Raw genomic sequence first — 22,505 nt, forward strand, 5'->3', positions numbered from 1 at the left:
CCGGAAAGCCACGCCCCATCCGGGTTTGCACGAAAAATGCCCATCTGCTGCGTTGCGCTCCTCGGCATCGTAGTCCTGGCTACGACCTTCGTCGCGCGCCTTGCATCTGAGCATTTTTCGTGTCAAACGCGGCTCCCGGAGAGTTTTTCAACACCCTGCTAGTGCTGGCCGGGGTGGCAGATGCGCTCGATCATGGCGTCGCCGAAACCGGAGCAGGACACCTGAGTGGCGCCCTGCATCAGGCGCGCAAAATCGTAAGTCACGATCCTGGCCTTGATGGTGTCCTCCATCGCCTGGATGATGAGGTCGGCGGCCTTGAACCACTGCATGTGCCGCAACATCATTTCCGCCGAAAGAATGAGCGAGCCCGGATTGACATAATCCTTGCCGGCGTACTTCGGCGCGGTGCCGTGGGTGGCCTCGAACATCGCCACCGAATCGCTCATATTGGCGCCCGGCGCAATGCCGATGCCGCCCACCTGTGCGGCCAGGGCGTCGGAAATGTAGTCGCCGTTGAGGTTGAGTGTCGCGATCACGTCGTATTCCTCGGGGCGCAGCAAAATCTGCTGCAGGAAGGCGTCGGCAATCACGTCCTTGATGACGATGCCGCCGTTCGCAATCTTGAGCCACGGCCCGCCATCTAATTCGGTGGCGCCGAACTCGCGCCGTGCCAGTTCATAGCCCCAGTTCTTGAACGCGCCCTCGGTGTACTTCATGATGTTGCCCTTATGCACCAGCGTCACCGAGCGGCGGTGGTTGTCGAGCGCGTATTGAATCGCCTTGCGCACCAGGCGTTCCGTTCCTTCGCGTGATACCGGTTTGATGCCGATGCCTGAAGTCCCGGGAAAGCGGATCTTGGTGACCCCCATATCTTTGATGAGGAAGTCGATTACTTTCCTGGCCTTGTCCGACTGCGATTCCCACTCGATGCCGGCGTAAATGTCCTCCGAATTTTCGCGGAAAATCACCATGTCGGTTTTTTCGGGGTGCGTGAGCGGGCTCGGCACGCCGCGGAAGTAGCGCACCGGGCGCAGGCACACATAGAGGTCAAGCTCCTGCCGCAACGCCACGTTGATCGAGCGGATGCCGCCGCCCACCGGCGTAGTCAGCGGTCCCTTGATGGAGACCACGTATTGGCGCGCCGCGTCTAGGGTTTCATCCGGCAGCCACATATCCTTGCCGTAGACCTTGGTGGATTTTTCGCCGGCGTAGATTTCCATCCACACGATTTTGCGCTGGCCGTTGTAGGCTTTGTCCACTGCGGCATCCACCACTTTGCGCATCACCGGGGTGATGTCCACGCCAATGCCGTCGCCTTCGATGAAGGGAATAATGGGCTGGTCGGGAACACTGAGGGAATGGTCCAGGTTGACGCGGATAATTTCGCCTGTGGTCGGCACCTTGATATGTTTGTACATTGGGATCCCTAGTCGAGAAGAGGGGGGTTCATGAACTCTTATATCTTATATAATATATTATTATTACGGTTTTGTCCGGACGGTTATTCTATGCCTGAACCGGGGAGGGCGCTGAGCCGGTCCAATCAGACTTTGTATCGGGGAGAACCAACATGAGTTTCAAAACCGCGGACCTCTGCGATCACCACCAGGGCAAAATCAGGGTGGTGTCGCCGCGGCTGCAAAGTTACGGCGGCAATAAAGTTTTTTCCGGGCGCATCGCCACGGTGAAAGTCCACGAGGACAACGTGCCGGTGAGAAGCGCGCTGTCGCAACCGGGGATGGGAAAGGTGCTGGTGGTGGACGGTGACGGCTCATTGCGCTGTGCACTAGTGGGAGATCAGCTCGCCGAACTCGCGTTGAAGAACAACTGGGCCGGCATCGTCGTCTACGGCTGCATCCGCGATTCCGAGGCTATCGGCCAAATGCCTATCGGCGTTTTGGCGCTCAATACCCATCCGCAAAAAAGCCTGAAAAAAGGCGCAGGCGAGGTCAACATCCCCGTTAATTTTGGCGGCGTAACCTTTGCACCCGACCATTATCTTTACGCCGATGCCGACGGAATTGTGGTCTCGGAAAAGATCTTGGATTGACCGTTTTTGCCCTGCACATAAAGAGGTTAAACACAGTGCGTAAAATACCTTAACTGTATTATGAAATAAACTATTATTACTTTTTTATTCATTACGTTACAACTGATGTTGCAGTGCATTAAAAACTATACATATAAAAAAATATCATGTTATACTCCCCGCCACGGTCACGAACGCTCGCCTCAAGCCCACCGCACAGGCGACGCCAGTCACGGGCTGATGTTAAGCACATCTTGAGCCCTTCAGGTTTGCCAGACCCGATCTCTGGCCACCCCGTGAAACGAATTGCCCGAGGGCAATTTTTTTCTGCAAGCCGGCATTCGCCGTTTGGTTCGACCCGAACACCGGCAAGGCGAACCGGTACGATGGGAGCCGGGGTGCGCAGCAGCGAATTGCCAGCCTGATAAATTTATTTGCGTAGAGGAACTTCATGAACAATGATCTGGAAATCGCACGAATTAAAAAAGACTGGGCGGAGAACCCGCGCTGGAAAGGCGTGAAACGCGGCTACACCGCCGAGGACGTGGAACGCCTGCGCGGCACGGTGCACATCGAACACTCGCTGGCAAGGCGCGGCGCGGAAAAACTGTGGAAGCTGGTTAACGAACAGCCTTATGTGCTTTCTCTTGGCGCGCTCACCGGTAACCAGGCCATGCAGCAAGTCAAGGCCGGCTTGAAGGCGGTTTATCTTTCCGGCTGGCAGGTCGCGGCGGATGCCAATCTCGCCGGCGAGATGTATCCCGATCAGTCGCTCTACCCCGCCAACAGCGTGCCGGCGGTGGTCCGCCGCATCAACAACACCTTCATGCGCGCCGACCAATTGCATCACGCCGAAGGCAAGGACGAAATTGACTGGTTCGCGCCGATTGTGGCGGATGCCGAAGCCGGTTTTGGCGGAGTGCTGAACGCTTTCGAATTGATGAAAGCCATGATCGAAGCGGGCGCCGCCGGCGTTCACTACGAAGACCAGCTCGCTTCCGCCAAGAAATGTGGCCACATGGGGGGCAAAGTCCTGGTACCCACGCAGGAAGCGGTGCAGAAACTCGTCGCGGCGCGGCTGGCGGCCGACATGCTGGGCGTGCCGACTCTGTTGTTCGCCCGCACCGACGCCGAAGCGGCCAATTTGATCACCTCCGACGTGGACGAGAACGACAAGCCGTTCTTGACCGGCGAGCGCACTTCCGAAGGCTTCTTCCGCGCTAAGAACGGCCTCGAGCAGGCAGTGTCCCGCGGCCTCACTTACGCGCCCTACGCCGACCTAGTGTGGTGCGAGACCGGCACGCCGGACCTTGAATTCGCCAAGAAATTCGCCGAGGCAATCCGCAAGCAATACCCGAATAAGCTGCTTGCCTACAACTGTTCGCCTTCCTTCAACTGGAAGAAGAACCTGGACGATGCCATCATCTCCCGCTTCCAGCGCGAGCTGGGCGCCATGGGCTACAAGTTCCAGTTCATCACGCTGGCGGGTTTCCACGCATTGAATTACAGCATGTTCGAGCTGGCGCACGGCTATGCCCGTGAGGGCATGTCGGCGTTCGTTCGGTTGCAGCAAAAGGAATTCGCCGCGGCGGACAAGGGTTTTTCCGCGGTCAAGCACCAGCGCGAAGTCGGCACCGGCTATTTCGACCAGGTAACGCAAGTTATTCAGGCCGGCCAGTCGTCGGTCACCGCGCTCACCGGCTCAACCGAAGAAGCACAGTTCGGCTAACAATTGCCTGATCAAACGTCGCAGGATGCGCTCGCTCAAGAGGCGGGGGCGCCCTTGCGGCGTTTTTTGTGGCAAACTTGCTACGTTAAAAGCTTTCAAAACTATAAACTAAAGGAGAATATCGATGGGCCGCATCCATGGCCACGCGGAAGGCGTCGCCGTTCTCGGCAAAATCACCCACGAATTTGCACAAATCCTCACACCCCAGGCGCTGGATTTTGTCGCCGAGATTGCGCGCAAGTTTGAAGACCGCCGCCGTGAGCTGATGCAGGCGCGCGTGGCGCGCCAGGCGGAGTTCGACGCAGGCAGGCGCCCCGATTTCCTGCCGCAGACCCGCCACCTCCGGGAAGGCAACTGGACTGTCGGACCGGCGCCGCACGACCTGCAGGACCGCCGCGTCGAGATTACCGGGCCGGTGGAGCGCAAGATGATCATTAATGCGCTCAATTCCGGCGCCAACGTGTTCATGGCGGATTTCGAGGATTCCAGCAGCCCCACTTGGGAGAACATCATCCAGGGGCAGATCAACCTGCGCGACGCGGTGCGCCGCACCGTCAGTTACACCTCGGCCGAAGGCAAGCAATATAAACTCAACGACCGGACCGCCACTCTCATGGTGCGGCCGCGGGGCTGGCATTTGCCGGAAAAGCATGTGCAGGTCGACGGCCAGCCGGTTTCCGGCGCGATTTTCGACTTCGCGCTCTACTTCTTTCACAACGCCAAAGAACTGCTTGCGCGCAATACCGGACCGTATTTCTACCTGCCGAAAATGGAAAACCATCTGGAAGCACGGCTGTGGAACGACATTTTCAACCTGGCGCAGGACGAGCTGGGCATTCCTCGCGGCACCATCAAGGCCACGGTGCTGATTGAAACCGTCCTCGCCGCGTTTGAGATGGAAGAGCTTCTTTACGAACTGCGCCAGCATTCGGCGGGGCTTAATTCCGGGCGCTGGGATTACATCTTCAGCTGCATCAAGAAATTCCGCAATGACCCGAATTTCGTCCTCGCCGACCGCAGCCATGTCATCATGACCAGTCCCTTTATGCGCGCGTACGCACTGCTGCTGATCAAGACCTGCCACAAGCGCGACGCCCATGCCATGGGCGGCATGGCGGCGCAAATTCCGATTAAGAGCGACCCCACAGCCAACGAAGCCGCGCTGGCGAAGGTGCGCGCCGATAAGGACCGGGAAGCGGGCGACGGGTACGACGGCACCTGGGTTGCGCACCCCAAGCTGGTAACGTTGGCGAAAGCGTCGTTCGATGCGGTGATGCCTGCGCCCAATCAGATTCACAAGAAACACGACGATGTCACAGTGAAGGCTGCCGATCTGCTCGCCTTCGGCCCGGAGAAGCCGATCACTGAGCAGGGCTTGCGCATGAACATCAATGTCGGCCTGCAATACTTGGGTTCCTGGCTCGCCGGCGTCGGCTGCGTGCCGATCCACAACCTCATGGAAGACGCCGCCACTGCCGAAATTTCGCGCTCGCAGATCTGGCAATGGATCCGCAGCCCGAAAGGCGTGCTGCAAGACGGGCGCAAAATCACCAAGGAACTCTTCCGCGAGCTTTTGCCGCAGGAGCTCGCCAAAATCCGGCGGGAGCTCGGTGAAACGCAATACACCCAGGGTGGGCGTTACGAAGAGGCGGCGAAAATTTTCGACGAAATCACCACCGGCAATGATTTCGTAGAATTCCTCACCCTGCCCGGCTACGCCTATCTGAAGTAACGCGGCGCTTGATCAAGCGCGGTGTCAACCTGTTGCAAGCTTGCGCGTTATTGGCGGGGGCACGTTTGTGTCTTTTTTATAATTTGTTAACTCTAAAGGAAAAACCATGAGCAAGCTGTTGTCTGCACTGATCGCCGCGGCGTTTGCCGCCGTGACCCTCTCCGCTGTTGCCGCCGAAACCGCCGCTCCGACCCCCGCCGGCACGGCCAAGACCGAAGCCGCGCAACCCGGCAACACCGAAAAGAAAGCTGAAAAGAGTAAAGAACACAAGAAAACAGCCAAGAAGAAACATAAGAAAGAAGAAAATAAGGAAGACAAGAAATCCTAAGACGGATTTATTTCCGGTCATGAGAAGGCGGGGTTGCTACCCCGCCTTTTTTGTTTTTTCCGTTGATGCGAAGTTGCTTTTGGCTTGCCCCGAGACAAGCTAAAATTCAAGTTTATCGCGGGGAAATCGCATGATCTGGAAACCGAACGTTACCGTGGCCGCGGTGATTGAAGAGCACGGGCGCTTTCTGCTGGTCGAAGAAGACACCGACGACGGCAAGGCGTTCAACCAGCCGGCCGGGCATCTCGAGGAAAACGAATCGGTGCTGGAAGGCGTGGTGCGCGAGACGCTGGAAGAAACCGCTTATCACTTCAAGCCCGAGTATCTGCTCGGCATTTACCGTTGGCACCATGCCGGCAAAAACATTACCTTTCTGCGCTTTGCCTTCGCCGGACGCGCCACCGGCTTCGAGGCGCAGCGCAAGCTGGACCACGGCATCATCCGTACGGTATGGCAAAGCGTTGATGAAATCCGCGCCAGCCAATCGCGCCATCGCAGCCCATTGGTGTTACGCTGCGTGCAGGATTATCTCGCGGGAAAGCGCTATCCTCTCGACATCATCACCTATTACAAATAAGAGCATGCTCCGGATTCCTGTTCTGCTTCTCTTGCTGTCCAGTTTTTCCACGCACGCCGAGGACGTGAAGATTTGCTACAACTATGACTGCGCCGCAAGCAGCATGGTGACATTCAGCGAAAGCCAGCTGGCAAACGCGGCCGGGCTGTTCCGGGGCATTCTTAATGGTGCCGAAGAACGCGAAGCCATCGCCAAGGCTGTGGGCTTGCTCGCGCGCTACGCGGGAGAACAGAGCCCGATTTGGCGCGACCAGGCCAAAGACGATGACGGCGGCGTGGACGGCCGCATGAATTCGGCCGATCATTCGGAAAATACCACGGCTTACCTAAAAATCCTGGAAGGCCGTGGCTGGCTCAAACTCCACCGCGTGCAATCGCGGGTGGTGCGCGGCGCCACCAAGCCGCACTGGGCGGCGCGCATTTTGGAAATCCGCACCGGCCAGCAGTACGCGGTGGATTCCTGGTGGTTCGATCACGGCAAGCCCGCGGCGATTTTTCGCCTTGAAGACTGGTTCAAGGGAGCCCGGCCCGATGGCTAAGAAGCGGATCGTCGTCGGCATGTCTGGCGGCGTGGATTCGTCGGTCGCCGCCTGGCTGCTCAAGCGGGAAGGCCACGAGGTGCTCGGCCTCTTCATGAAAAACTGGGAAGACGACGACACCGATGACTACTGCTCCTCGCGCGAAGACCTGATTGACGCCGTGGCGGTCGCCGATAAAATCGGCATTGATATTGAGACTGTGAATTTTTCCGCCGAGTACAAGGAGCGCGTCTTCGGCGATTTTCTCAAGGAATACCAGGCGGGCCGCACGCCCAATCCCGACGTGCTGTGCAACGCCGAAATCAAGTTCAAGGCGTTTCTCGACCACGCGCTGAATCTCGGCGCGGATTTCATCGCCACCGGCCATTATACCCAGGGGCGCGAGGCGGACGGACTGTTTCAATTGCTGAAAGCGGAAGACGGTACCAAGGACCAAAGCTATTTTCTGTACCGCCTGAACCAGCAGCAGCTTTCAAAAACGCTTTTTCCGTTGGGAAAGCTCTATAAGCGGGAGGTGCGGGAAATTGCGAAACGCGAGGGGCTGCCCAACCATGACAAAAAAGACAGCACCGGCATCTGTTTCATCGGCGAGCGGCCGTTTCGCGAATTCTTGAGCCGCTATCTGCCGAAAGCGCCGGGGCCGGTGCAAACCCCGGAAGGCCAGAAGGTGGGCGAGCATATGGGCATCATGTACTACACCATCGGCCAGCGCCAGGGCTTAGGGATAGGCGGCAAGGGCGAGGCGTGGTACGTCGCGGCAAAGGATTTGGAGCACAATGCGCTCATCGTGGTGCAGGGACACGACCACCCCCTGCTGTTTCGGCCGAAACTCACCAGCACCGAATTAAGCTGGGTAAGCGGCAGGCCGCCGCATTGCAACTGGGTGTACACCGCGAAGACGCGCTACCGCCAGCCGGACGCCGCGTGCAGCATTTCACAGGTGAACGAAACAAGCTGCACCATCGATTTTGCCGAACCGCAATGGGCGGTCACTCCCGGACAGTCGGTGGTGGTGTACGAGAGTAGAGCATGCCTGGGAGGTGGAATTATCGAGTCTTGAGAATTTATGAAGCCGGCGGAACGGTGTCCTTGAACGACTGCCGCTGCATCAGTTTCCCGTATAGCTTCTCCAGATTGGGATGAGCGGTGCGCCAATCGATTTCCGGCAAACGCAAATCGAGAAAACCCAAGGCGCAGCCTAAAGCGATGTCGGAAAGATTGTAGCTGTCGCCGGAGCACCAGTTTTTCTCGTCCAGTTCGCGCGCCGCCGCCCTGAGGCCGGCTTGCACCTTGCCGTGCTGGCGGCTGATCCAGTCCTTGCTTTGCAGCTTCGCCGGCCGCTTTTTTTCAACCACGATGGCGGCGGCGGCATCGGAAATTCCGTCGCCCAGCGCTTCCCAGCGCTTTACCGCCGTTCTTTCACGGTTGTCGTCGGGGATGAGTTTCCCGAGCGGTGTGACGTTATCCAGGTGTTCAACAATCACCCTCGAATCGAAGAGATTCGTGCCGTCATCCAGCAACAGCACCGGCACCTTGCCGAGCGGATTGTATTCCGGCACCTTGCTGTCCTCATTCCAGGGAATGTCCACCTGTATTTCGTAATCAATATGCTTTTCCGCCAGCACCACTCGGACTTTCCGCACGTAAGGGCTGGTGAGCGATCCAATCAGTTTCATAACCGTCCTGAACGACGTTTTAGAAGCCGCTTATTATACCTTCACCGCTCACGGCAAGACAGCGGCTTGACCAGCCGGATTAACTTCAGGGTTAGGAACCTCTGATTAAGTCCTCCGCGAATTGCGTTGCCGGCAAAATGCGGATGGATGCAAGGCGCGCGACGAAGGTCGTAGCCGAGACTACGATGCCGAGGAGGGCCCGCGTAGCGTCGCACCTGCGAAGCTGTGCAGCGGAGCGGGCCAGCGCTCGCCTTCGCGGTCGCACGTACCCGAGGCTTCACGCTCCGGCGAGCACGAGGCAGACGCCGCATCTTGCCGCAACCCAGAGGGACGGGGCAATCCGTGCGCGTGGCGTTGTTGTTCGTCGCTGGTTTGGCCTCCACCAAACGGCGCTCCTCACGCCTCGCCTTGCACCCGGATTGCACACCGTCGCAACCGCGTGGGACTTAATCAGAGGTTCCCTAGCGCAGCGCCTGGCGTGCGCGCCTGCGCAGCAGCGGAATGATTTCGTTTTCGAACCAGGGATTGAGCTTCAGCCAGCGGCGGTTGCGGGGGCTGGGGTGCGGCAGCGGCAGAAATTCGGGTAGATATTCCTGGTAAGCGCGCACCGTTTCGGTAAGCGATGATTTGGCACGATCGCCCAGGTAATAAGCCTGGGCGTAGCTTCCTATCAGCAGAGTAAGCCGGATGTGGGGAAGCTGCGTGCGCAGTCGCGGGTGCCACAGCGGCGCGCATTCCGGGCGCGGCGGCAGATCGCCATTTTTCCCCGTTCCCGGATAGCAAAAGCCGGCGGGAATGATGGCAATGCGGCGGGCATCGTAAAACTGCTCGCGGTCCAGCTTCAGCCACTCGCGCAGCGTGTCGCCGGAAGGATCGTTCCACGGAATGCCGGTTTGGTGCACCTTGCGCCCCGGCGCTTGGCCGACAATCATCAAAGTCGCGGTGTGGGCGGCTAGCAAAATCGGCTTGGGCGGATTGGGCAAATGCGCTACGCATACCCGGCAGGCGCGCACTTCATTGAGCAGGCACTCAAACTTTTTCATGCTGCTTCGGTGCAAAACCATCACTCAACCTGTGATAAAATACGCTTTGGGAAAAATCAACAATGCACCTGACGCCTCTGACCGCCTTATCGCCTCTCGACGGGCGTTATCATAACAAGACCGCGGCGCTCAGGGAGTATTTCAGCGAATCCGCGCTGACCAGGCACCGCGTGCGGGTGGAAATCGAATGGCTGAAAGCCTTGAGCCGCGAATCCGCAATCCGCGAAGTACCGCCGTTTTCCCAAGCCACGCTTAAGCAGTTCGACGATGTGGCCTCGCGTTTTTCCGAAAGCGATGCCGAAAAAGTTAAAAGCATCGAAGCGCGCACCAACCACGACCTCAAGGCGGTCGAATACTGGCTGAAGGAAAAGCTCTCGGCCAACAGGGAAGTCACTCGGGTCGCCGAGTTCATCCATTTCGCCTGTACTTCCGAAGACATCAACAACCTCGCCTATGCGCTGATGGTGCAGTCGGCGCGCGAAGAAGTGATGCGGCCCGCGCTCAAGCAGATCCGCGCCAAGGTAACCGCGCTCGCCCGCCAATTCTCCGCTTTGCCCATGCTGGCGCGCACCCACGGCCAGCCGGCCAGCCCGACCACCCTCGGCAAGGAGCTCGCCAATTTCGCCTACCGCCTGAAGCGCGCCGAGCTGCGCATGGCGACGGTCAGAATACAGGGCAAAATCAACGGCGCGGTGGGAAATTACAACGCCCATCTCGCGGCCTATCCCAACTTTGACTGGGAAAAATTCGCGAAGAATTTTGTCGAAAGCCTCGGTTTCGAATTCAACCCCTACACCACGCAAATCGAGCCGCATGACTGTCTCGCCGAATTGTTCGATGCCTACGCCGGCGCCAACGCCATTTTGATCGATCTCGACCGCGACATCTGGGGTTACATCAGCCTGGGCTACTTCAAACAAAAAACCAAAAAAAAGGAAGTGGGCTCCTCCACCATGCCGCACAAGGTAAATCCGATAGATTTTGAAAACTCCGAAGGCAATCTCGGCGTGGCCAATGCATTGCTTAAGCACTTAAGCGAAAAACTGCCCATCTCGCGCTGGCAGCGCGATCTCGCCGACTCCACCGTGCTGCGCAATGTCGGCGTCGCGCTGGGCCACACTCTGCTGGCTTATGATTCCTGCCTGAAAGGCTTGAACAAACTGGAAGCCAATCCCAAGCGGCTGCGCCAAGACCTGGAGCAGAACTGGGAAGTGTTGGCGGAGCCGATTCAAACGGTGATGCGCCGCTACGGTATCGCCCATCCTTACGAGCAATTGAAAGCGCTCACCCGCGGCAAAAGCGGTATCACCCGCAGCATGCTGCACGCTTACATCCGTTCACTTGCCATTCCCGCCGGCGAAAAGAAGCGGCTGCTCAAGCTCACTCCCTGGAGTTACATCGGTAAAGCCGCCGAACTCGCCAAGAAAATCTAGCAAATTGCGCCTAAGCTGCCCCAGCTTTGTTAAAAATTGCTCGCAAATGCTCATTTACTTCTTGTGTAAACTCCGCTTTGCTCGCTATTTTTGCCTCGCTGGATGCGGCTTATCCGGCAATTTGTATAGCTTTTAGTCAGCGCTGACGCGTCCGGTTTCTGAGAAATTCAACAATGCCGGGCAGGATGGAAACGAAGATAATCGCAATGATGAAAGCGGTGAGGTTTTCCTTCACTACCGGGAGATTGCCGAAGTAATAGCCGCCGTAGACAAAGAAACCAATCCAGAACAGCCCGCCGCACAGACTGAAGACGAGGAAGCGCGGGTAGTGCATGCGCCCGATGCCAGCGACAAACGGCGCGAACGTGCGGAGGATGGGAATGAAGCGCGCGAAGATGATGGTTTTGCCGCCATGTTTTTCATAGAAACGGCGCGCGCGCGCAAGATGCGTCGGGTTGAACAGCCGCGACTGCTGCCAATGGAAGATTTTCGGGCCGGTAAAGCGGCCGATCCAGTAATTGGTGTTGTCGCCGGAAAACGCCGCCGCTATCAATAATGCCGCCGCCCCATCCACGTTGAGCGCGCCTGTTGCCGCCAGCGTGCCGGTGACAAACAGCAGTGAATCGCCGGGAAGAAACGGCGTCACCACCAGGCCGGTTTCACAGAAAATAATCAGAAACAGGATGAGGTAAACCCCCGCCCCGTAATCGCGTATCAGCTCGAGCAGGTGCCGGTCGAGGTGGAGGAGAAAATCAAGAAATTCCACGGGCCGCGCCTGGCGATCAGGGCGTTTCCGCCGCGGGCTTCTTTTCCGGCTTGATGAAATCCTCGCGCGTCACCCCCAGCCACATGACGATGGGGCTGGCCACCAGCACCGAAGAATAAATCCCGAACAGGATGCCGATGGTGAGCGCCAGGGCGAAATAATGCAGGGTCTCACCGCCGAAGAACAGCATCGAGGTCACCATCAGCTGGGTGCAGCCGTGGGTAATGATGGTGCGCGACATGGTGCGGGTGATGGCGTTGTCGATGATTTCCGGCGTCAAAGCTTTGCGCATCTTGCGAAAGTTTTCGCGGATCCGGTCGAACACCACCACCGACTCATTCACCGAATAACCGAGAATCGCCAGCACCGCCGCCAGCACCGAGAGCGAGAACTCCCACTGGAAAAACGAGAAAAAGCCAAGGATGATGACCACGTCGTGCAGGTTGGCGATAATCGCCGCCACCCCGAATTTCCATTCGAAGCGGAACCACAGGTAAAGCACAATCCCGGCCGAAACCAGCAGCAGCGCGAGCGAGCCATTTTCCACCAGCTCCCTGCCCACCTGCGGTCCGACAAATTCGACGCGGCGCATCTGCACGGTCTTGTCCGCCTCACGCAGCGCGTCCAGCACCTGCTCGCTCAGCTTGGCGTTGGTTATGCCGGCTTTGACGGGCAGCCTGATCAACACATCGCGCGAGGTGCCGAAATTCTGCACGCTGGCGTCAAGAAAGCCGAGCTTGGTAAGCGCTTCGCGGATTTTGTGAATGTCCGCCGTCTGTGTGTAATTGACTTCCATCACCGTGCCGCCGGTAAAATCCACGCCGAAATTCAACCCTTTGGTGGCAAGGAACATCACCGCCAGGATGAACGTGATGAGGGAAATCACGTTGAACACCAACGCGTGGCGCATGAACGGGATGTCGTGTTTGATTCTGAAAAATTCCACGGTTATTTCCTGGTTCAGCCTTTGTTTTCAGCCGCCGGGCGCCATACCTGGCCGACGGAAAGTTTCTCCAGCTTGCGGCGGCTGCCGTAAACCAGATTGACCATGCTGCGCGAGACCATCACTGCGCTAAACATCGAGGTCAATATCCCCAGGCACAGCACCACTGCAAAACCGCGCACCGGGCCGCTTCCAAACAGGAACAGCGCAATGCCGGCAATCAGCGTGGTGACGTTGGAGTCTAGAATCGTGCCGAATGCGCGCTCGTAGCCCGCGGCGATGGCCGCCTGCGGCGTGGTGCCGTTTCGCAGCTCCTCGCGGACGCGTTCGTTAATCAGCACGTTGGCGTCAATGGCCATGCCCACCGTGAGCGCAATGCCGGCCATGCCGGGCAGTGTCAGCGTCGCCTGCAGCATGGAAAGCAGCGCCACCAGGAACAGCACGTTGCAGACAAGCGCGATGATGGAGACGAAGCCGAAGAGCAGATAGTAGGCAATCATGAAAACGGTGATGGCGGAGAAGCCGATCCAGGTGGAATGAAAGCCGCGCTGGATGTTTTCGGCGCCGAGACTGGGACCCACGGTGCGCTCCTCGATGATTTCCATCGGCGCCGCCAAGGCGCCGGCGCGCAGCAAGAGCGCGATGTCGCGCGCTTCCTCCACATTCATCCGGCCGCCGCTGATCTGCACGCGGCCGCCGCCGATTTCGGTACGGATCACGGGCGCGGTCACCACTTCCGCCTTGCCTTTTTCAATCAGCAGAATCGCCATCCGCTTGCTGACGTTCTCGCGCGTGACCAATTGGAAAATCCGTGCGCCGGCGCCATCCAGCGTGATGTGCACCGCCGGTTCACCGGTCTGGCCGTCATAGCCCGGCTGCGCGTCGCTGATGCGTTCTCCGGTCAGCACTACGGTTTTCTTCACCAGCACCGGGATGCCGTTCCTTTCCTTGTAAAGCTCGGTGCCGACCGGGAGCTGCCCTTTTGCCGCCGCTTCCAGCGATGCTGCGTCGCTATGCTCCTCATCCACCATGCGCACTTCCAGCGAGGCGGTGCGGCCAAGAATGTCCTTGGCCTTGGCGGTGTCCTGCACGCCGGGCAGTTGCACCACCACCCGTTCCGCGCCCTGCTGCTGGATGATGGGTTCGGCGACGCCCAGTTCGTTCACGCGGTTGCGCAACGTGGTGATATTTTGCTGCAGGGCGTATTCCCGAATTTTGGTCTGTGCCTCCGGCTTGAGCGTTGCGGCAAGCTTCGGTTCGCCGCCTTCGTCCATTTCCTTCAGCCCCAGGTCGGAAAAGTTTTTGCTGATTTCGGCGGAGCCTTTTTCGCGCGCCTCGGCGTCACGGAATTTCACCGACACGGTCTGCCCGTCGCGGCTCACGCCGGTGTAGGCGATTTTCTTGTCGCGCAAGGTGGATCGGATATCGTTGACGTAGCGGTCGGCCGCCTTGTCGAGCGCGGCTTTCATGTCGACTTGCAGCAGGAAGTACACGCCGCCGCGCAAATCCAGCCCAAGGTACATCGGCAGCGCGCCGAGGCTGGAAAGCCATTTGGGCGAGCTCGACAACAGGTTCAGCGCCACCACATAATCGTCGCCGAGCTGCGTTTGCAGGAGGTCCTTCGCTTTAAGCTGGGTATCGGTATCGGCGAAGCGCGCCTTGATGGTGTTGACGTCGAGAAAAACGCCTTGGGCGGGAATGTTGGCTTTGGTGAGTGCTTCTTCAACCCGCGCCAGCAACGCGGTATCCACTTTCAGCGCGGATTTGGCGGGCAGAATCTGCACCGCCGGCACCTCGCCAAACAGGTTCGGCAGAGCGTAGAAAAAGCCCAACCAGAGGGTGAGGCCGATGAGGATGTATTTCCAGAGTGGATAACGGTTCATGGGCTAATGCGTGAACGGGTGAACAAGTGAACAAGTGAATAGAAAAAGCATGGTTCCGTCACTCGCTTTCACTCGTTCACTTTTCACTCTATGCTTTTGATGGTCCCTTTGGGCAGCAGCGTCTGAATCGCGAGCTTCTGCACCTGAACCTCGACGTTCGCCGCAATTTCCAGACTCACGTAGTTATCGCCGACCTTGGTAACCCGGCCCAACACGCCGCCGCCGGTCACCACTTCGTCGCCTTTTTGCAGCGCCTCGACCATCGTCTTGTGCTCCTTGCCGCGCTTCATCTGCGGGCGGATCATCAAGAAATACAGCAGCACGAACATCAGCACCAGAGGCATGAGACTGATCCAGTCTAGACCCGGCTGCGCGGGCGCCGCGGTCTGCGCAAAAACTGGGCTGATCAACACGGGTTTCTCCGTCCAGGGAATAAAATAAAGGCGTTATTCTAGCACGGCGAGACGCGCCCGCTTAAATTCCTCGACAAAATCCTCGAAGCGGCCGTGCTCGACGGCCTCACGCAAACCGCGCATCAGTTCCTGGTAGTAATGCAGGTTGTGCAGGGTATTGAGCCGCGCCCCGAGAATCTCGTTGACCCGCTGCAGATGGTGAAGATAAGCACGAGTGAAATGACGGCAGGTATAGCAGCCGCATTGTTCATCGAGCGGCCGCAGATCGTCGCGATAACGGGCATTACGCAGTTTGATGGTGCCGTGACGGGTGAAAATCCAGCCGTTGCGGGCATTGCGCGTCGGCAGCACGCAATCGAACATGTCCATGCCTTGTCCCACGGCGTACACAATATCCTCCGGCGTGCCGATTCCCAGAAGATAACGCGGCTGGTTGTCCGGCAATTGCGGGGCAATATGTTTGAGCATGCGCTGCATGTCGCGCTTGGGTTCTCCCACCGACAGCCCGCCAATCGCGTAGCCGTCAAAGCCGATAGCCGCTGAACCGCGCAGCGACACCTCGCGCAAGTGTTCGTACATGCCGCCTTGAACTATGCCGAACAATGCGTTGCGATTGCCTTCATGCGCGCGCTTGGAGCGCTCCGCCCAGCGTAGAGACAATTCCATAGACTTAAGCGCTTCCTTCTCATTCGCGGGATAAGACGTGCATTCATCGAACATCATCACGATGTCGGCGTTGAGCACGCGCTGGATACGCATGGACTCTTCAGGCGAGAGAAAACAGGCGTCGCCGTTGACCGGCGATTGGAACTTCACACCCTTTTCCGTCACTTTGCGTAAATCCCCGAGGCTGAACACCTGGTAACCGCCGGAATCCGTCAATATCGGCCCGTCCCAGCCCATGAAGCGGTGCAAGCCGCCGTGCGCTTCAATCACCTCAAGACCCGGGCGCAACCACAAGTGAAAAGTGTTGCCCAGCACGATGTCAGCACCCAGCTCTTTCAGCTCCGCCGGACTCATCGCCTTCACCGTGCCATAAGTGCCGACCGGCATGAAGGCCGGCGTTTCCACCTTGCCGTGCGCAAGCGTGATGGTGCCGCGCCGCGCGAGGCCGTCGTAGACTTTCAATTCAAATTTCACTCAACAAACCCTTTCTCACCGCAGAGACGCTGAGGCGCAGAGAAAAGTGAATTTCTTCAAGATTATTTAAAGCAATCTTCTCCGCGCCTTTGCGCCTCCGCGGTTAATCCTGTCTTTCAATCAGCATGGCGTCGCCATAGCTGAAAAAGCGATAGCGGCTCTCTACCGCGTGGCGGTAGGCCTTGCGGATATTTTCCATTCCGCCAAAAGCCGAGACCAGCATAATCAGAGTCGAGCGCGGCAGATGGAAATTGGTGAGCAGCCGCTCCACCACCCGAAAGCGGTAACCCGGGGTGATGAAAATACTGGTTTCGCCGCTGCCGGCTTGCAGTTTCCCACTTGCCGCGGCGGCTTCCAGCGCGCGCAGACTGGTGCTGCCCACCGCCAGCACGCGTCCGCCTTTCAGTTTTGCTTCCTCGATCATCTTCACGGTTGCCACGGGCAAGCAATAGCATTCTCCGTGCATTTTATGTTCTGCAATATTTTTGGTCCGCACCGGCTGGAAGGTGCCGGCACCGATATGCAAAGTCACATAGGCCGTCTTCACGCCCAGCTCGCGCAGATTGTCCAGCATGGCGGCATCGAAATGCAAACCGGCGGTAGGCGCCGCCACCGCCCCGGGCTCGCGCGCATACACCGTCTGGTAGCGCGCTTCATCCAGTTCAGCCGCGGGCCGCGCAATATAAGGCGGCAGCGGCGTGGCGCCATGAAGCTCCAGCAATTCGAACACCGTCCGCTCGCTTTCAAACCGCACTTGGTAAAATTCGCCTTCGCGCCCCAGCACGACGGCTTGCAGGCCTCGGTTAAAATTCAAGACCGTGCCGGGGCGCGAGGGGTGGCCGGCGTAAATTTGCGCCAGCGCGTGGTGCCCGTCCAGCACCCGCTCCACCAGCAGCTGTACTTTGCCGCCGCTGGCTTTTTTCCCGAACAGCCGGGCTTTGATGACGCGGGTGTCGTTCAGCACCAGCACATCGCCGGGCTCGACACATTTCGGCAAATCGCGGAACCAGGAATCGCGAAATTCACCGCTTTTGCCGTCGCAATACAGCATGCGGCTCGCGGCGCGCTCGGCTGCGGGAAATTGCGCGATCAACTCCTGCGGCAAATCGAAGTCGAAGTCGCTGGCTTGCATATCAAGGAACCTCTGATGAGATTTCTTAATCTTGCCGGAAAAATCCCTTTTGGTGGATAATCGCGAATCCCGCGCCGGGATGGCGGAATCGGTAGACGCGCCGGACTCAAAATCCGGTGGTGGCGACACCGTGAGGGTTCGAGTCCCTCCCCCGGCACCAATAGTTTCATATGCTTATTCTTTGTCACAAGCGGGATTTCAGTGAAGGCTAATGCGGCCGTAGGCCGCGTTACGCCGTAACTAAAATCGAACCATCAGCGTGAGGATTCGAGTCCCTCCCCCGGCCTCAATAAAAAAGGCGGCTTGCAAGCCGCCTTTTTACTTCACTGAAACCTCAAGCCCGTTGCACAGGAATCTCGTGACGCTGCTCGAGAATGCGGTTGCGCTCGTCCACGTAAACCAGTTCGGGATGGTACTTCTGCAGTTCGAGTTCGGAATAAGCAGCGTAAGCCGCAATGATCAGAATGTCGCCGGGGCTGGCTTTGCGCGCGGCGGCGCCGTTCACCGAAATAATTCCCGAGTTGCGCTCGGCGCGGATTGCGTAGGTGGTGAAACGCTCGCCGTTGCTGACGTTGTAAATGTCGATCTGCTGATACTCGCGGATATCCGCGGCGTCCATCAGAGTCTGATCGATGGCGCAGGAGCCTTCATAGTGGAGCTTCGAATGCGTCACCCGCACCCGGTGCAATTTGGATTTGAGCATGGTTCTTTGCATGAGTCACCCCGCATGAAAAGAGGTCATCCGACCCTACCTAGATAAGAACTCTACATTATCAATAAGTCGCGTGCTGCCCAGCCATGCGGCGCCGAGTACCACCAGCTCTCTGTCTACGGGCTTGGCGAGCTCCAGGGTAGCGCTTTTCCGCAGCGCAACATAATCCACGCGCCAACCACGCGTGTCAAGCGTTTTTTTAGCGTTTTCCTCGAGCTGCGAAAAATTGCGCTCACCGGCTTCCACCCGTTCCTTTATATATAGCAGAGTGCGGTGCAAACGCACCGCCTCCTGCCGCTCTTCAACGCTCAAATAGCCGTTTCTGGAACCCAAGGCCAGCCCGTCGGCCGCGCGCACGGTTTCGCCGCCGACGATTTCAATCGGCAGGTTCAACTCGCGCACCATGGTTCGGACAATGAAGAGTTGCTGATAATCTTTCTTGCCCAACACCGCGACCTGGGGCTGCACGATGTTGAAGAGCTTCAACACCACGGTCGCCACGCCGCGAAAATGCCCCGGCCGGAAGGCGCCGCAAAGCTCATCGGCGATCGGCGGCGGTTCCACCATTACCTGCTGCGGCGAGGGGTAAAACTCCTTTTCATCAGGCGTGAATATCACATCCACTCCGCACCTTCCCAGTTTGTCGCAGTCCTCCTGCAAGGTGCGCGGGTATTGGTCGAAGTCTTCCTTCGGGCCGAACTGCAGGCGGTTCACAAAAATGCTCGCCACCACGCAGGGCGCATGCGCGCGCGCCTGCCGCATCAACGCCAGATGGCCTTCATGCAGATTGCCCATGGTGGGGACAAAAGCGACACGCGGCTCGCGTTCGAGCCTCGCGCGCAGGGATTCTATTGTGGAAAGAATTTCCATGGAGGATTCAAGAGCAAGGATTCAGGATTCAGCAGACGGAAGCGTGAGAGTTTGTCGATACCGAATCCGCAATCCCGAATCCTTGATCCTGGTTAAAACGAGTGCTCGGGTCCGGGAAAGGTCTTGGCTTTTACTTCCCTGACGTAGGTTTCCACCGCGGCCTGGATGCTGTTCCGGCCGCGCATAAAATTTTTCACGAACTTGGGCTTCTTCCCGGGGAACACATCGAGCATGTCGTGCAGCACCAGCACTTGGCCCGAGCAGTCCGCACCGGCGCCGATCCCAATGGTGGGGATGGAAAGCCTCCGCGTGACTTCTTTGGCCAGTTTCGCCGGCACCGCTTCCAGCACCAGTAAGCCTGCGCCCGCCTGCTCCAGCATTTTCGCTTCCTGCATCAGCCGCCTGGCCTGCGGGTCGGTTTTGCCCTGTACTTGATAGCCGCCGAGCTGGTGCACCGATTGCGGAGTAAGCCCCAGGTGCCCGCACACCGGAATGCCGCGCTCGGTGAGGAAATCCACGGTTTCCGCCATGGCTGTGCCGCCTTCAAGCTTCACCATGTGTGCTCCCGCCGCCATCAGCTCCACCGCATTTTCGAAAGTCTGCTGCGGGCTCAGTTGAAACGTGCCAAAAGGCATGTCGGCGACGATGAAGGCGCGTTTCGCGCCGCGCGCGACACAGGCGGTGTGGTAGGCCATGTCGTCCAGCGTCACCGGCAGCGTCGACTCATGGCCTTGCAGCACCATGCCCAGCGAGTCGCCGACCAGCAGCACATCCACTCCGGCGCCCTCAAGCAGGCCCGCGAAGCTTGCGTCATAGCAGGTGAGCACGGCGATTTTCTCGCCGTTCTTTCTCATTTTCTGCAAGGTATTTAGGGTAATCCGCATATTTAAAATCCCTCAGCCACGGAGGGCACAGAGATCACGGAAAAATTCTTTAAACAAGACCCATCGCGCGGCCGTTCGTATTTTACTCTGTGACCTCTGTGTTCTCTGTGGCCTAGTTCCCCAGGCTGAAAAATTCGCGCCCGCCGCGCATGCCCGCCATCCGCTGCAACAATAAATCAAAATCCGCCGGGTTATCAACAAAATTGAGGTTTTCGCTATTGACAATCAGAAGCGGCGCATCCTTGTAATCGTGGAAAAAACGACTGTAACTTTCGGTAAGCCGCGCCAGATAATCCTCGGGGATGTTTTTCTCGTAGGCATTTCCCCGCCGGCGCACGCGCTCAACCAGGCTTTCCACCGGCGCCTGCAGGTAGACCACCAGGTCGGGTTGCAGCGCCTGCGGTTTCACCTGCCGGTAGATTTCATGATACAGGCGGAATTCGTCGTCGTTGAGGGTGAGCCTCGCAAACAGCGGGTCCTTCTCCAGAATGAAATCGGCGACGGTGAGCTTGTCGAACATGTCCATCTGCGCCAAACCCTGCAATTGGTTGACGCGGTGGAACAGGAAAAACAGCTGCGTTTGAAGCGCGTAGCGCGGCATGTCCTGATAGAATCTCGGCAGAAACGGGTTGGCATCCGGGGTTTCGAGCAAAGACCGCCCGCTGAAGTGTTGTGAAAGCAGCCGCGCCAGGCTGGTTTTGCCCACGCCGATCGGCCCTTCGACCACAATATAGCGATAGCGCTCGGACAGCATCATTAGCCCGCTTCAACCAGTTTTTCCAGTTTTTGTTTGGCACAGCCCGCAAGCAGATCGGCAACACGGCCGATACCGGGGATCACGCAATCGGGCGCGATTTCATGCAAGGGCTGCAAGACAAAAGCCCGCTCATGCATGCGCGGGTGCGGGAGAGTCAACCCGTGCTCATGATGGATCAGGTCGCCGTACAGCAGCAAATCCAGATCCAGCGTGCGCGGGGCATTGGCAAAATCGCGAACTCGGCCATGACAGCGCTCGATTTCCAGAAGCGCCGTGAGCAGCGCACGCGGCTCAAGCGCCGTCTCGATCCCGGCCACGGCATTGATGAAGTCCGGCTGATTGAGATAACCGACCGGCGCGCTGCGGTAAAGCGAGGAGCGCGCCGCCAGCCGGCTTTGCGCAAGCCGCGCCAGCTCCTCGAATACATCATGCATCTGCCTGAGCGGATTGGCCAGATTGCTGCCCAGCGCAATGTAGGCGGTAACCACTCCAGATTGGTTTGGGTTAAACGACACGGGTTATTCGGTGACGGGCGCGGCGGGTTGATCGGGGCCGCGGACCCCTTCGTCTTGGCTTTGGGCAGGGCCTTTTCTCCTGCGCCGACGACGGCGCTTCCCTGGCATTTGGTCAATCATCAGCATGTTACGGCGCTGTTCCTGGCCGGCGTTCTGAAACGCCGTCCACCATTTTCCGATTTCAGCATCCACTTCGCCGCTGTCACAGCGCAGCAGCAGAAAATCGTAGCCGGCGCGAAAGCACGGATGCTCAATCAGGCGAAACGGCCGCTTGCCGGCGCGCTGCAAAAAACGCGGCTGCGACGTCCAGATTTCCTTCATCGTCGCGGTAAAGCGCCGCGGGATCGCCAGGCGCTGCGCCTGCCGGCTTATCACCTGCTCCATCGCCTGATGCAGCGCGAGCATGGGTTGCACGCCCCGGCTTTCGAAGTTTTTCCATGCCGCCAGCACTTCATGCCACAACAGCGCGGCGAACAGAAAACCGGGTGAGACCGGCTTGTCTTCGCGGATGCGGTCATCGGTATTCTTGAGCGCGGCCGCGAAAAAGCGCTGCCCCAGCGGCTGCTCGATGATCAGGTCCAGCATCGACAGCAAACCCTGGTGCAGTCCGTTTTCGCGCAGCGCTTTCACGCTTGCCGCGGCATGGCCGGAAAGCAGGAGCTTCAACATTTCCTCGAATAGGCGCGAGGCGGGAACGTTTTGCAAAAGCGGCGCGAGCTTGAGGATGGGCGCGCGCGTGGACGGCTCGATTTTGAAGCCGAGCTTCGCGGCAAAGCGCACCGCGCGCAGCATGCGCATCGGGTCTTCGCGGTAGCGGCTGACGGCATCGCCGATGATGCGCAGTCGGCGCGCCTGCAGATCGGCAAAACCGCCCACATAGTCGAGAACTTCCTCGTTCTGAGGATCGTAAAACAAGGCGTTGACGGTGAAATCGCGGCGCTCCGCATCCTGCTGCCGGGTGCCAAACACATTGTCGCGCAGGATGCGCCCATGCTCATCCTGCTCCGCGCCACTGCCCTCTGACTGTGTCCCGCGAAAAGTGGAAACTTCCACTGTTTCCGCGCCGTGCATCACATGCACCAACCGGAAGCGGCGGCCGATGATGCGGGCGCGCCGGAACACCGTGCGCACCTGCTCGGGTGTGGCATCGGTCGCCACATCGAAATCTTTGGGCTTCAATCCGAGCAGCAAATCCCGCACCGCACCGCCCACCACAAACGCCGTGTAGCCCTTATCGCGCAATGCAGCGGCGGTTTTCAGCGCGCCGGAGCTGATCTGGCTGCGGGTGATGCCGTGCTGCTTGCGCGGGATGACGAGCGGCGCGCCGGAAGGGAATATTTGCTTGCTGAAAACACGGCGCAGAAGTTTGCTGATCATGATGAACAAATAGAATTATACACTGCGG

General features: G+C 58.5%; 23 protein-coding genes and 1 tRNA gene. 9 read left to right on the plus strand and 15 right to left on the minus strand.

Annotated features, from left to right (window positions below; translation table 11 throughout):
* Nucleotides 1-158 precede the first annotated feature (158 nt).
* On the minus strand, nucleotides 159-1,418 hold the full coding sequence (gene icd, locus VHE58_02410; GenBank protein HVS26146.1) for an NADP-dependent isocitrate dehydrogenase: 1,260 nt from the start codon (nucleotides 1,416-1,418) through the stop codon (nucleotides 159-161).
* A gap of 152 nt (nucleotides 1,419-1,570) precedes the next feature.
* Between icd and rraA the strand changes: the two genes are divergently transcribed.
* From rraA to mnmA, 7 genes are all read left to right on the plus strand, one after another.
* The gene (rraA, locus tag VHE58_02415; protein ID HVS26147.1) at nucleotides 1,571-2,050 is read left to right on the plus strand and encodes a ribonuclease E activity regulator RraA; all 480 of its coding nucleotides are present in this window, start codon (nucleotides 1,571-1,573) and stop codon (nucleotides 2,048-2,050) included.
* A 430-nt stretch (nucleotides 2,051-2,480) separates the two neighbouring features.
* Nucleotides 2,481-3,758: an isocitrate lyase gene (aceA, locus tag VHE58_02420; GenBank protein HVS26148.1), complete on the plus strand. Its 1,278-nt coding sequence runs from the start codon at nucleotides 2,481-2,483 to the stop codon at nucleotides 3,756-3,758.
* A gap of 124 nt (nucleotides 3,759-3,882) precedes the next feature.
* Nucleotides 3,883-5,490 carry a malate synthase A gene (gene aceB, locus VHE58_02425; protein ID HVS26149.1) on the plus strand — a complete coding sequence of 536 codons (1,608 nt, stop codon included), beginning with the start codon at nucleotides 3,883-3,885 and terminating at the stop codon, nucleotides 5,488-5,490.
* Between the two features lie 106 nt (nucleotides 5,491-5,596).
* On the plus strand, nucleotides 5,597-5,818 hold the full coding sequence (locus VHE58_02430; GenBank protein ID HVS26150.1) for a hypothetical protein: 222 nt from the start codon (nucleotides 5,597-5,599) through the stop codon (nucleotides 5,816-5,818).
* Between the two features lie 130 nt (nucleotides 5,819-5,948).
* Nucleotides 5,949-6,395 (plus strand): NUDIX hydrolase, encoded by a 447-nt coding sequence (locus VHE58_02435; protein ID HVS26151.1) that lies wholly within the window; start codon nucleotides 5,949-5,951, stop codon nucleotides 6,393-6,395.
* Nucleotides 6,396-6,399: 4 nt separating this feature from the next.
* On the plus strand, nucleotides 6,400-6,933 hold the full coding sequence (locus tag VHE58_02440; protein ID HVS26152.1) for a hypothetical protein: 534 nt from the start codon (nucleotides 6,400-6,402) through the stop codon (nucleotides 6,931-6,933).
* The gene (mnmA, locus tag VHE58_02445) at nucleotides 6,926-7,993 is read left to right on the plus strand and encodes a tRNA 2-thiouridine(34) synthase MnmA (protein ID HVS26153.1); all 1,068 of its coding nucleotides are present in this window, start codon (nucleotides 6,926-6,928) and stop codon (nucleotides 7,991-7,993) included. The genes VHE58_02440 and mnmA overlap by 8 nt, the downstream gene beginning before the upstream one ends.
* A 4-nt stretch (nucleotides 7,994-7,997) precedes the next feature.
* On the opposite strand, the gene VHE58_02450 is transcribed toward mnmA, so the two are convergent.
* Nucleotides 7,998-8,609, minus strand: coding sequence for a glutathione S-transferase (locus tag VHE58_02450; protein HVS26154.1), 612 nt, complete (start codon nucleotides 8,607-8,609; stop codon nucleotides 7,998-8,000).
* 461 nt (nucleotides 8,610-9,070) lie between these two features.
* A complete protein-coding gene (locus VHE58_02455; GenBank protein ID HVS26155.1) occupies nucleotides 9,071-9,652 on the minus strand; it encodes a uracil-DNA glycosylase family protein in 582 nt (193 codons plus the stop codon).
* Between the two features lie 62 nt (nucleotides 9,653-9,714).
* Between VHE58_02455 and purB the strand changes: the two genes are divergently transcribed.
* Nucleotides 9,715-11,085: an adenylosuccinate lyase gene (purB, locus tag VHE58_02460; GenBank protein HVS26156.1), complete on the plus strand. Its 1,371-nt coding sequence runs from the start codon at nucleotides 9,715-9,717 to the stop codon at nucleotides 11,083-11,085.
* 136 nt (nucleotides 11,086-11,221) lie between these two features.
* Here the strand turns inward: purB and VHE58_02465 are convergent, their stop codons facing one another.
* The 6 genes from VHE58_02465 to queA form a co-directional block, all read right to left on the minus strand.
* A complete protein-coding gene (locus VHE58_02465; GenBank protein HVS26157.1) occupies nucleotides 11,222-11,851 on the minus strand; it encodes a DedA family protein in 630 nt (209 codons plus the stop codon).
* Between the two features lie 16 nt (nucleotides 11,852-11,867).
* The gene (gene secF / locus VHE58_02470; protein HVS26158.1) at nucleotides 11,868-12,797 is read right to left on the minus strand and encodes a protein translocase subunit SecF; all 930 of its coding nucleotides are present in this window, start codon (nucleotides 12,795-12,797) and stop codon (nucleotides 11,868-11,870) included.
* A 14-nt stretch (nucleotides 12,798-12,811) separates the two neighbouring features.
* A complete protein-coding gene (gene secD / locus VHE58_02475; GenBank protein ID HVS26159.1) occupies nucleotides 12,812-14,677 on the minus strand; it encodes a protein translocase subunit SecD in 1,866 nt (621 codons plus the stop codon).
* Between the two features lie 83 nt (nucleotides 14,678-14,760).
* Entirely contained in the window at nucleotides 14,761-15,090 is a 330-nt protein-coding gene (gene yajC, locus VHE58_02480; protein ID HVS26160.1) for a preprotein translocase subunit YajC, read from the minus strand.
* Between the two features lie 33 nt (nucleotides 15,091-15,123).
* Nucleotides 15,124-16,230, minus strand: a complete 1,107-nt coding sequence (gene tgt / locus VHE58_02485; protein HVS26161.1) for a tRNA guanosine(34) transglycosylase Tgt — start codon at nucleotides 16,228-16,230, stop codon at nucleotides 15,124-15,126.
* A gap of 103 nt (nucleotides 16,231-16,333) precedes the next feature.
* Complete coding sequence (gene queA / locus VHE58_02490; GenBank protein ID HVS26162.1) at nucleotides 16,334-17,362, minus strand: tRNA preQ1(34) S-adenosylmethionine ribosyltransferase-isomerase QueA; 1,029 nt, start codon at nucleotides 17,360-17,362, stop codon at nucleotides 16,334-16,336.
* Between the two features lie 73 nt (nucleotides 17,363-17,435).
* On the opposite strand from queA, the gene VHE58_02495 reads away from it, so the two are divergent.
* A tRNA-Leu gene (locus VHE58_02495) sits at nucleotides 17,436-17,522 on the plus strand.
* A gap of 174 nt (nucleotides 17,523-17,696) precedes the next feature.
* On the opposite strand, the gene panD is transcribed toward VHE58_02495, so the two are convergent.
* From panD to pcnB, 6 genes are all read right to left on the minus strand, one after another.
* Nucleotides 17,697-18,077: an aspartate 1-decarboxylase gene (gene panD / locus VHE58_02500; GenBank protein ID HVS26163.1), complete on the minus strand. Its 381-nt coding sequence runs from the start codon at nucleotides 18,075-18,077 to the stop codon at nucleotides 17,697-17,699.
* A gap of 33 nt (nucleotides 18,078-18,110) precedes the next feature.
* Nucleotides 18,111-18,944: a pantoate--beta-alanine ligase gene (panC, locus tag VHE58_02505; GenBank protein ID HVS26164.1), complete on the minus strand. Its 834-nt coding sequence runs from the start codon at nucleotides 18,942-18,944 to the stop codon at nucleotides 18,111-18,113.
* A 92-nt stretch (nucleotides 18,945-19,036) separates the two neighbouring features.
* Complete coding sequence (gene panB / locus VHE58_02510) at nucleotides 19,037-19,828, minus strand: 3-methyl-2-oxobutanoate hydroxymethyltransferase (protein ID HVS26165.1); 792 nt, start codon at nucleotides 19,826-19,828, stop codon at nucleotides 19,037-19,039.
* Nucleotides 19,829-19,940: 112 nt separating this feature from the next.
* Nucleotides 19,941-20,585, minus strand: a complete 645-nt coding sequence (locus VHE58_02515; protein ID HVS26166.1) for a deoxynucleoside kinase — start codon at nucleotides 20,583-20,585, stop codon at nucleotides 19,941-19,943.
* Nucleotides 20,585-21,100, minus strand: a complete 516-nt coding sequence (folK, locus tag VHE58_02520; protein ID HVS26167.1) for a 2-amino-4-hydroxy-6-hydroxymethyldihydropteridine diphosphokinase — start codon at nucleotides 21,098-21,100, stop codon at nucleotides 20,585-20,587. The genes VHE58_02515 and folK overlap by 1 nt, the downstream gene beginning before the upstream one ends.
* Nucleotides 21,101-21,103: 3 nt before the next feature.
* A complete protein-coding gene (gene pcnB / locus VHE58_02525; GenBank protein HVS26168.1) occupies nucleotides 21,104-22,477 on the minus strand; it encodes a polynucleotide adenylyltransferase PcnB in 1,374 nt (457 codons plus the stop codon).
* Nucleotides 22,478-22,505 lie beyond the last annotated feature (28 nt).

This window comes from Burkholderiales bacterium (genome assembly GCA_035543335.1).
Taxonomy (GTDB): domain Bacteria; phylum Pseudomonadota; class Gammaproteobacteria; order Burkholderiales; family JAHFRG01; genus JAHFRG01.